General features: G+C 53.8%; 5 protein-coding genes. 4 read left to right on the top strand and 1 reads right to left on the bottom strand.

The window, feature by feature from the left end; translation table 11 throughout:
* Positions 1-9: 9 nt before the first annotated feature.
* Positions 10-726 (bottom strand): CPBP family intramembrane metalloprotease, encoded by a 717-nt coding sequence (locus tag OEV49_08485; GenBank protein ID MDH3891110.1) that lies wholly within the window; start codon positions 724-726, stop codon positions 10-12.
* A gap of 945 nt (positions 727-1671) precedes the next feature.
* Here OEV49_08485 and recG point away from each other — a divergent pair.
* The 4 genes from recG (at position 1672) to sprA (ending at position 11326) form a co-directional block, all read left to right on the top strand.
* Complete coding sequence (gene recG / locus OEV49_08480; protein MDH3891109.1) at positions 1672-3759, top strand: ATP-dependent DNA helicase RecG; 2088 nt, start codon at positions 1672-1674, stop codon at positions 3757-3759.
* A gap of 44 nt (positions 3760-3803) precedes the next feature.
* The gene (locus OEV49_08475) at positions 3804-4190 is read left to right on the top strand and encodes a DUF1844 domain-containing protein (GenBank protein ID MDH3891108.1); all 387 of its coding nucleotides are present in this window, start codon (positions 3804-3806) and stop codon (positions 4188-4190) included.
* Positions 4191-4271: 81 nt separating this feature from the next.
* The gene (murB, locus tag OEV49_08470; protein MDH3891107.1) at positions 4272-5219 is read left to right on the top strand and encodes a UDP-N-acetylmuramate dehydrogenase; all 948 of its coding nucleotides are present in this window, start codon (positions 4272-4274) and stop codon (positions 5217-5219) included.
* Positions 5220-5284: 65 nt separating this feature from the next.
* Positions 5285-11326, top strand: a complete 6042-nt coding sequence (sprA, locus tag OEV49_08465; protein MDH3891106.1) for a cell surface protein SprA — start codon at positions 5285-5287, stop codon at positions 11324-11326.
* Positions 11327-11347 lie beyond the last annotated feature (21 nt).

Genomic DNA, 11347 nt, shown 5'->3' with positions numbered 1-11347 from the left:
ACGAATGCTTCACCCAAACTTCAAGCTCAGGTTCCACATGGTCATCGCAAAAACAGCGTTGAACAACGAGTGACATACTATCGGTGCGATCAGATTCTTGCTGCGGTCATATATGATCCCCAAAATGATCCCCATGACACTCGCCATCAACACGCCTTCTTGCATCGCGCCCCAGAAGTCACCGTGGGTCGACCAGTTTTCATTCAGGTAAGCATAGGGCAGGTGATAGAAGCCAAACAGAACAGCCGAGATACCGATAGCCAACCACCTATTGCCGATCCTGCGCACCAGCGTAGTTTGCAACACGCCGCGAAAGAAAAACTCTTCGGTGAATCCGGCGGTAATGAGCATCAACACAAAGGCCATCGGCAGACGGATGAACACGTCGCCGGACATAATCACTTCCCAGATTTCGTCGCCCTTGCGCGACAGTTGCGTTTGAACTACCGCCAGCGGGATACCGCAGGCCATTCCCCAGAGTATTCCGCGCTTGAGATGCCGACGATTGAAACCGACTGATCGCATCAGGTCGCCAAACGAAAACTTGCCGTGAACCGATCGATTGGTCAGCCAAAGCAATAACGCAGGAATTAACACCAGGGTTATCCAGTGCATGCCTTCGTTCTCAAGTTCCACAAATAACCAAAGATAGATTAGGTAGACAGCAGTGTATGCCATGACCAAAAGAGCGACCGGTCGGTCATGGCTGTCGGTCGTATCGGTCAAAGTTGATTCACACGAAGAATTCATGTCCTGCCTTTGGCTGCAAGTTGTGTCAATCTGCGTTCATTTGTCAGACCGATGAGGCGGTGACTTGTTACAGTGGTGGAGAGAAGGGCGTCCGCCGCGCCGGACTGGCCTACCAGATATGCCTACCGTCCCAAACAAGGTTTGAGACGGCCACCCGGCCAAGGAAAATGGGTTTGTTTTGCGGAAAAACGTTTTTTCTGACCTGCTCTTCTGATGGGTGACCGTCAACTCGGCCATAAGGTCAACGGGGGCAAGCCTATGTCTTGCCAAGTGCAGTCGCGTCATGAGCGTTGTAAAATGGGTTTGATCGGTTGCAATAACACAGTTACCTGACAGGATCGATGGTGATTGCTAAGGCACACAGAGTTGGGCGTGTTCTGTTTTGTTCTGATGTACATAGGCTTCTCCTTTATATACAGTTGCGTCATCGCATTTTGGCGTGAGTTGGTGATTTTCTCGTGGGTGGCGGAACAGTCCGGAACACACCCCGTCCCGCCAAAGGCGGGCCACCCGTCTCTAGAGGGGACCCATGAATGGGTCTCAGGCGCTTCGCGCCCCGCAGGCGCATCAACAGACTCAGGTGCGGACTCAGACCTGACACACTGGCGGGTTCACGCCGCGGCGCGCAGGCGAAGACGGACCCGCCCCGCTAACTTAACGCAGTTTGCCGGATAGAAAAGGCGCGAAGTGCGAGGAACCGACTTGTCGGCTTGCCTGCCATTTCCCCTTGACTACCGGCCCCCAATACGACACAATGGACAGGTGATCGGAGAAGAATCACGCGGCCATAAATGGCTTTTAAGGTGCGTGATGTCGAAACCGCAGGGGTCCTGACCTACGGTTAAGAGGACTGTTAGATAGGAAAGGCGCGAAGGGCAAAGAAGTGATTTATCACCGCGAGGCGCAATGACAGGTTTGCCTGTGGCTGAACTAAGACTCGATTCACCGTTGCAGTACGTCAAAGGTGTCGGACCGCGCAAAGCCGAGGTGCTCACCAAGCACGACCTACGCACGGTGCGTGATCTTTTGTTTTACTTTCCTCGGCAGTATCTGGATAGGACAAACGTCGTCCCAATCAATCAACTGCAAGTGGATCAGTCAGCGACGATAATCGGCACGGTCAAGGCGCACGGTATTTTGCACGGACGCAAACGTCGTTACGAAGTGATTCTCGAAGACGACACCGGGGCGATATCGCTAATGTGGTTCGCCGGCGTCAGGTATTGGCAACGTCTGTTCAAGAAAGGCCAGATTTTCTCAGCCACCGGCACGGTGTCCTATTTTATGGGTTATCAGATCGTCCACCCCGACCTTGAGCGTCTGGAAGATGACTCCTCGCAGATGGTGCACGCCGGGCGGATCATTCCGGTCTATCCGCAGACGGCTGAGCTGTCCAGTGTCGGTTTGGGCAGCAAGTCTATCCGCAGGGTGACATCGTTCATCTTTGAGAACCTGTCGGAACAGGTTAGCGACCTTTTGCCGGCCGAAGTGCGCCAACAGTCGCAGTTGGTCGACCTGCATACAGCCATCCGGAAGTTACATTTCCCCGATGACCGCGAGCAACTGGAAGCTTGTCGGCGTCGTATCGCTTTTGATGAACTGCTGGGCTTTTTGTATCTCGCTTTCAAGCGGCGCTCGGCCAAGGAGCAGGCGATCAAACAACACCAGTACAAGCCGCCGGATGCGAAACTCACCGCTTTCAAAAAGAACCTGCCGTTTGAGTTGACCAGCGGCCAGAAGAAGGTGACTCGAGAGATATTCGAGGACTTGCAGCGCGACCAGCCGATGACGCGCATGCTTCAGGGTGATGTCGGCTGTGGCAAAACAGTTGTGGCCATTGCTGCGGCAGCTTACGTAGCCGAGAACGGTTTGCAGGTGGCTTTCATGGCGCCGACTGAAATCCTGGCCGAGCAGCATGCTCGAACCTGGGGACCGTTCCTGGATGAGCTGGGCATCAGGTGTGATCTGTTGACGTCCAGCGCAAAGCCGACCTACAAGAAGGAGATAGCGCGCGCTTGCGCGCAGAACGACATCCATGTCCTCTTTGGTACCCATGCCTTGATCTATGACTATGTGGCGTTTGAGAAACTCGGATTGGTTATCATTGACGAACAACACCGCTTCGGTGTCCAGCAACGATCCAAACTGCACGCCAAAGGTGACAACCCCGACCTATTGATTATGACCGCGACGCCTATCCCGCGCACCCTGGCGCTGACTCTTTACGGAGATCTGGATATCTCCACTATTGAAGGGCTCCCGCCCGGACGCAAGCCGATCAGAACGGTCTGGCGTTCGCACGATGCCCGCGAAAAAGTGCATCGATTTGTGATCGACGAAGTACAAAAGGGTGGACAGGTGTACATCATCTATCCGTTGATAGAAAAATCTGAGCAGATCGAGTTGGAGAATGTGGAGGACGCCTTTGCCGAACTGACCTCGGGAATGTTTTCCGATTTGAAAGTAGGTGTGGTTCATGGTCGTGTCAAACCGAAAGAACGCGATAAGATACTCAGGCAGTTTCATGACGGTGATCTGCAGGTGCTGATGGCCACAACCGTGATCGAAGTCGGTATCGATAATCCCAACGCCACCCTGATGGTAATCGTGCACGCCGAACGATTCGGTCTGGCCCAGTTGCATCAATTGCGGGGGCGCATAGGTCGTTCCGACAAGCAGGCTACATTGGTGGCGCTGGCGCACCCGCCCCTTTCGGAGATCGCACGTAAACGCTTGCAGTATTTCAGTTCGACTGCCGATGGTTTCGCCATCGCTGAGGCCGATATGGAATTGCGCGGACCGGGGGAGATGTTCGGTCTCAAGCAGTCCGGAATCCCCCAACTGAAGGCGGCGCGTTTGTCGATGGACCGCGACTTGATAGACTCGGCCCGCAGTCTGCTGGGCAGGTTGCACGACAAACCGAACAGCCTTGACGGCGCTCATCGTCGTTTGCTGGCTTATCTGGTGCAAGCCGCCGAAGTTAAGCCAACTGAACTTGGCGGCGGCTAAACTGAAACTATGGCCGTTATTCACTCAAGTATCGAGGAAGACCGATGAATCAATTCGACGAAAAGATGGACCCGTACTTTTTTCAACTGGTCGTTTCACTACAGGGCGGGGCTATGCAGCAGATGGGCAAGATTGCCTCACCCCTGACCGGCAAGGTGGAACGTAGTCTCGACATGGCCAAGAGCTCAATCGACATGTTGGGTATGGTGAAAGAGAAAACAGAAGGAAATCTCAGCGACGAAGAGAAGAAACTGATCGAGCATGTTCTTTATGAACTGCGCCTCAATTATGTCGATGAACTGAAAAAGCCGGGCGAACCGTCGACGGAGAGCCGGGAAACCGATCAGGCGGCATCGGCCGAAGAGCCCGAGTCGGATCAGGCAGAAGCCGGTGCCGATTCCGAGGCGGAAACTGAAACGGATAAAGACTGAACCACCGGTCCGAGTGGCCCGACCTGCCCTGCTTTTAGCTTGTATTGGCGTGGCCTATCGGTATATTGGAGAGTGGTTAAGATGGTGTCAAAACCCAAAGCCGAGCAGACGGTCTCCCAAGACAAGCTGATCGCTGAACTGGGTGAACAACTCGAATTCGACCGCCCTCTGGCGGAGTTCACTACCTTTGGCACCGGCGGACCCGCCCGGCTCTTTTTGGAAGCGAAGTCAATCGAGGCGATGACTCAGGCTGTGGCCGCAGCCAACCGACTGAAACTGGATTATCTTGTTATAGGCGGCGGGTCCAACCTTCTGGTGGCCGATTCCGGATATGACGGGCTGGTGATCCGAGCAGGAATCGGCGGGTTGAAACTCTTGAAGGAAACCGAGATTGTCTGCGGCGCCGGTGAGGACCTGATGTCGCTGGTCGATTTTGCGGCCGGCCACTCATTGTCCGGGCTTGAATTCGCCGCCGGTATCTGGGGCTCGGTGGGTGGCGCTGTTTTCGGCAACGCCGGCGCTTACGGCGGAGATATCTCGCAAGTTCTGGCCGAAGCTACTCTGGTAGACACCAAAGGTCAGGTTAAGACTGTCGGTTCAGAGTATCTGCGTTTCGGATACCGTGATTCACGCCTGAAGTCAACCCAGGAGATAGTGGTAGAGGCTCGTTTTCGGTTGCAAAAGAGCGACGAGAAACAAATCCGCGACAAAGTAAACTCGATACTCAAAGAACGAGAGGCCAAGTTTCCGCCGACCGACAGATGTGCCGGATGTATTTTCAAGAATATTCCGGATGCCGACAGCGAACACGGCAAGATTCCGGCCGGTCGGCTGCTCGAAGAAGTGGGCGCCAAGAGCATGTCGGTTGGCGATGCCAGAGTAAGTGAAAGACACGCCAATATCATAGTTAACTCAGGGAAGGCGACCTCAAAGGATATCCGGCGGTTAGCCGACAAATTAAAAGAGAAAGTCTTTGAGAAATATGGTATAATGTTGCAGGAAGAAGTTATTCAGGTTGGCCAGTTCTAACTTTACAGGAGGATTATCGAGCCCTTATTAACGAAGTAAACTGAACGTGATTATTGTGCCTGAGTGTGATTACTACGCTCCATCGAAAACTCCTCATTCTTGCCGTTGCCGTGGCCCTTGCCATATTGTCGGCATGTCCGGCACTGGCGGATGGCCTTTTTGTAGCAGAATTCGACGACCCACCCGGGGCTGTATCTCAATACCGTGAGCCGGACTACAGTTTTTCGGCAGCTCTGTATCCACTGTCCTTCCCCTTGATTTCTCAGAGGATGAAACGCCAGCCTGTATTGGTCCGGGCAAGTTCGGCCACCTCCTCGCTTACTTTTAACACCGAGTTCTACAAACGCGGAAAAAACTCGCAGTCGCTGGTGCCGATTTCAGCCGATGCTCAGAGGTTCATGAACTACCGGTTGGACAAGAGCACCCGCGAACAGTTTCGCAGAGTAACGACGCGGGCAATCACCAATCCTAACCGAAAGAAACAAGATGCCGGACTGGGAATCACGGTAGCACTGCCCAGGCGTCTCGATCGAGTGTTTGGTGAAGGCGGCGCCGGACTGAAAGTGACCGGTTTTCGCAAAATCACTTTTTCGGGTCGCTCCAACTGGACCGATGCGGCCAATTCAGACACCCATCGTCAAAGCAAGTTTCCATCCTTGAACATGGAGCAGGTTTACCAGTTCGATATCACCGGTACCATAGGTTCCAAGATCTCCGTGAAAGTGTCCCAGAACAGCCAGACCGACATCCCACTGGCCAACAGGATTCAACTCCGCTACAAAGGTGATGAAGACGACATTCTCAAAGTGATCGAGGCCGGTAACACCAATCTCAGTCTACCGCGCACCGCCCTGGTGGGGTACTCGGCCAGAGTGAACGGGCTGTTTGGTATCAAAGCGGCGGCTCAGGTGGGCAGTCTCAAAATGACCGCTATCGCCTCGCAGGAAAAAGGTTCGGCCGACCGGATTGCTATCACCCCGGGCGGCGAGGAGAATGCAACGGTCATTCGCGATTACGAATTCGCCAAAGGACGTGTTTTTGATCTGGGCTACCCCGGGGAGTTCGAAGCCGACGATAAGATTGTCAACCTGATTATCTATGAGGAAATGCGAAGTGCCAAGGATATCACCGAGGCCGACGGTGTTGCCGAGTTCATGGTCGATCCCCGCGATCCGAGCCTCTATGCAACCGAAGGTCAGGGTGGAATTTATGTCAAGGAGGTATCCTCCGAATCCTACACCTGGGAGGATGATCCGGAACGTAACCTGCACTACGTAGTTTTCAACTCGGAAAAGGGCCGGAACTTATGGTTGGGCGCGTATATACAGGTACAGAAAGGAAATGACACGATCACCATAGGGGACCTGACCTATGGCACCACCGGGGACTCTCTGGCCCTGCGAATTCTAAGACCCCACGATCCCATTCCGGATTATCAGTCCTGGAAACTCATGTGGCGAAACTGCTACAACATATCACGCGGGGTCGAACTGGAGGACCTGAATCTCAAAGTTCTCAAGGGCCTGGCCGGAAGCGAACTGACCACCAATGTTCTGGACTATCAGGATGTGGGTGGTCTTACCCAGAACTACATCGAAATCCTCGGGCTGGATCAGTATAACTCGGCTAATCAGAAAGTCCCGGACGGACGTGTGGATGATCGTCCGGATATTTACCGACCCGACTGGGGTCTGATAATATTCCCTAACCGTGAACCGTTCAGAACCAGATCGACTTTCTTCGATGTCTCTGGAAATGAAACCCAGTTTCTCCAGGACACCGTTCCCGAGATCTACGTGTCCACCAACACCAGTAGCGCCCAACGGGACAACAGCCAGTACTTCCTGCGCATCTCTACCAAATCACGCGGATCGATCATTCGTCTCAACCGAGCCAATATTATCGAAGGTTCCGAACGGGTTACGGCCAACGGCAAAGCCCTCACCAAAGGCACAGATTACACCATCGACTACAGTTTCGGCCAGATCAACCTGATCAGTCAGGAAGCGCTGGACCCGAACTCCGAGTTGGCCGTGGACTTCGAGTATGCGCCGTTTTTGGCCATACAAAAGAAGACCCTGCTGGGACTGCGATCCGAATATGAGTACAGCAAGGACTTCAAGTTCGGCACGACAGTTCTCTATAAGTCGGACAAAGCTCAGGATCGCAAACCGCGCGTCGGGCAGGAAACAGCCAAGGCCCTGGTATATGATCTCGATGCCAGCCTGACTCTCAGGCCGAGCTTTATCACCAAGATGGTTGATGCCCTCCCTTTGGTCGAGACCGAGTCGCCCTCGAATTTTACTATCTCAGGCGAGATAGCCCAGTCGCATCCCAACCCCAACATCGATGGAGTCGCATACGTCGATGATTTTGAATCGGCGCTTGACCAGCTATCCCTGCGAACGAGCCGGACCTCATGGACCAAATCATCGCAGCCGGTGACCTTGGGTGATGGCTGGATTCGCGGCCAGATGTTGTGGCACACGCCACGGGACCTGGTTAGCGTCGATGACGTTTGGGATCGTGAAGCGGCTCAGGGTCAGGGAACGGTGCGAACCTTCCGCATGATTTTCCGACCGCGCCACGTCGAGACGGAAATCATAGTAGACGATCAGGATCAAGTCCTGGTCGACACCGTGGCTACCGGGCTGTCTTCCTGGGCCGGGATCATGCGTTCTCTCCCCGGTGGCGTCGATCCCAAACGTGCACAGTTGCTTGAAGTCCGGGCTCGGGCCAAAAGCGGAAAACTCCATTTCGACTTTGGGCGAATAAGCGAAGATGTGAACGGCAACGGCTTCGCCGAGTCGGAGGACGGCATCACCTCCGGTGGCGCCCAAAACGGCGCCGTTGAAGAGGACGAAGATGTTGGTCTGGACGGGCTCATCGACGCGGATGAATCAGAAATCTACGACCAGATCAAACACGTATATCCCGATCCGGCCGGTGACAACTGGTACTTTTTGGACGACGGCAAGTGCCCCATACCGAACTGCGACACCATCGACTGGGAAAACGAAGCCACTCGGTATGAGTGGCTCAACGGCACGGAAGGCAACATCAATGATCCATCGGTGCAGGGCAGGCCGGACCAGGAAGTTCTGTCCAGTGGACTAAAAACGGCCAATTCGTATTTCTCATTCGTTTTGGATTTCGAAGCTGATTCCTTCAAGGTGCCGGAATCCAACTGGCCGCCCGGCGTTGGCGAAGATCGGCAATGGTGGACCTATCGTATTCCCATTCAGGACTCGACGGCGCTCGACACCATCGTTGATGCCAGCGGTATGCCTCGGTGGGAGGATGTGCAACATGTCAGAGTGTGGTTTGAAGACGATTCCATGGACGACGACAGTTGGGACACGGTGGAAGTTGCGGCTTGGTACTTCGTTCAGTCGAACTGGCAAGACTCGGTGATTTCGCCTGAGGAAGAACCGTTGACACGATTTGTGGTCGCCTCGGTCAGTACCGAGGACGGCACTTTCAGTCCTCCCAGCGGCGTTGAGGCCTACGAGGACCCGACTACAAATGTCACTGAAGCTCAGCGTGGTCTGCTTTTGCAATTCCAGAATCTGAACAACATCGATACCTGTCTGGCGGTAAAAGAGATGATCGCCGTGGATCAGTATTCAGGCTACCGCGGCATGGAGATGTTTGTTTACGGCGATCCCTCGATGGGTATTAGTCCGGACATTCGGTTCTTCTTTCGCATCGGATCAAATGCCGCCAATTTTTATGAGTATCGGACTTTCATAGACACTGGCTGGAGTAACGGCAATCATGTCAAATTCAATTTTGATGAGTTGACCGGGTTCAAAGATTCATTGATCCGGAATAGTCCCAAGGGGCAGCAGCAGAATATTGATGACAGCAACTCCGTTTATCGAATCAAGGGGAAACCGAATCTAAACGAGGTTCGCTACTTCGCGGCCGGAATTGTCAACACCGCAACTTCGGATACGACCTTGAACGGATTCGTCTGGCTGGATGAGTTACGGGTCACCGGTGTGCGCAAGGATGTCGGTACGGCCGGCCGGTTGTCGGTTAGCGGTTCCCTGGCCGACTTGCTCACCTATAGTTTCAATTTCGATTCCCGAGACCCCTTCTTTCGCCCCATTTCATCGGCAACTCGAGGCGGCGGGCAGAACAATCTCGGCAGCGGCAAAACCACTACTTCGTATCGATACAGTCTGACTCTTCAGGCCCATCGCTTCCTGCCGCCGTCATGGGGCGCCAACATTCCAATCGGCTACACTTATTCCAAGCGAACCACCACGCCGCTTCTGCGCACGGGTACAGACATTGTTCTGCCCGAGGAGGTCCGCCAGCTGGAACAGGACCTCGAAGAAAGCCGTAGCTTCACCATTCGTGAGTCGTTCAGGCACAAGGGTAAGAACCTGCTGTTTGACATACTGCTTAACCGAGTCAGTAACAACGTGACCTATGGACGAAAGGTCTCAAGGCGTGTAACGCAGCCATACGGGTTCAATGAAAACTTCGGTGTCTCCTCCAGTCTGGATATGAATATCAAGGGTATTCCCAGACCGCCGATTCTCTTTTGGACAAAGTCGATTCCGGTGTTGAAACGGTTCTCGGAGACCACTATCGGTATATATCCCACCAATTGGAAATTCTCAGGTAATTTCAATCGTAATATCAGTGTAACCGACGACCCCAACGATAACCGTCGCTCCACATACAAGCGAGACTTCGGCGGACGGATGGACCTGGGCTACAACCTGTTCGACAATCTGAAATCCAGTTTCAACCTTTCTACAAAGCGCGATCTCTCTGATCACGATCTGGTCAATGTCTCGCTGAATGACTTCCGACTCGGTTTGGAGACAAGTTTCTCACAATCGTTCAAAAGTAGTTTCGATCCGAAGCTGCTGAGTTGGTTCACCACCTCTTTCGGTTATCAGGCCGGATACTCAGACTCCTGGGATCGAACCATCGAGGCACGTCACACCAAAATGTCTCGCTCCTGGAACGTCAAAGGTCGCTTTGATCACCTCGGCCTGTTTGGAGGAAAGTCAACCGGTGGCGAGCGTAAGTTTGCCGGACGACGTCGCACCACCCCCCGCGGCCAAAAGAAAGACAAGGACGGAGAGAAAGAGGAGGAAGACAAAAAGACCAAGGGGCGCCCCATTTATGACTATCCCTTGTCCCTCATGCGATTCCTAACCGGGTGGATCAAGCCGCCGACCTACAGCTATGGACAGTCCTTCAACAGTTCGGTGCCGGGGACGCTGGAACGACCTTTGTGGCGATATCGATTCGGGCTGGAACGCACCACCGACGTTGCCGTCGTCAACCAGAGTCGTTCGGTCTCAGCCGGTGAAGGAATCAACTATGACGCCTCCTCAGGTTTCAGTTTTCTCGGCGGTATCTCCTGCGATGTGGCCTTTAAGCGGTCGATAACACGAGATGTTGTCAAGCAGGGTTCGCGCAAAGAAAGTATCTCCACCTCCTGGCCCGAGTTGAAAATCAGGATACAGACCTTCAAAACACTACCGCTGTTGAAGCCGATCGTAAATCGTCTGATCGACGTTTTCGCACCCCGGACCGGTTTTTCGCGGTCGACCAAGGAGACGGTCGATCTGGACGGCGGCTTCACAACTCAGAAGAGCGTGTCCACCAAGTACAACCCGTTGTTGTCGGTGAACTTCAAAGTGTTCAAGGACCTCAGTCTTAACGGTAGTGCCGCCATGTCCCGCGATGAGAGCGAGAAATACAACCTCTCCGACGGCAGCCCACAGTCAAAGTCGCGATCAAGCACCCGCTCATTGGCTTTCGATACCAAGTACTCCTTCCGAGCGCCGGGGGGAATAGGCATCCCATTACTCGGTCGCCTGAAATTCCAGTCACAGGTGTCGATCACCCTGACCGTCAAGATAAACGCCAGCAAAGCCGAAACCTCTTCGGGCGGAAGACCGTGGGTGGCATCTTCTGACAAATCCGATTTCTCCTGGAGCGCGGTGGTAGGTTACTCCTTCAGCCGACAGATCAAAGGCGGCCTGTCCACACGCTGGCAGGATTCCAACGACAACTATCGCAACCAAAAACGACACATGCGCGAAGTTTCCATCTGGACAGAGATTCGCTTCTAAATGCTTTTCCGTTGACATAAC

Source organism: Candidatus Zixiibacteriota bacterium (assembly GCA_029860345.1).
Taxonomy (GTDB): domain Bacteria; phylum Zixibacteria; class MSB-5A5; order GN15; family FEB-12; genus JAJRTA01.
Note: the sequence above shows the minus strand (reverse complement) of the source record. Positions and strands in the feature narration are given on the sequence as shown.

What these genes read in the sequence shown, in the direction of transcription:
- OEV49_08475 (MDH3891108.1), top strand. Translation starts at nt 3,804, where the DNA reads ATGAATCAATTCGACGAAAAGATGGACCCGTACTTTTTTCAACTGGTC.
- murB (MDH3891107.1), top strand. Translation starts at nt 4,272, where the DNA reads ATGGTGTCAAAACCCAAAGCCGAGCAGACGGTCTCCCAAGACAAGCTG.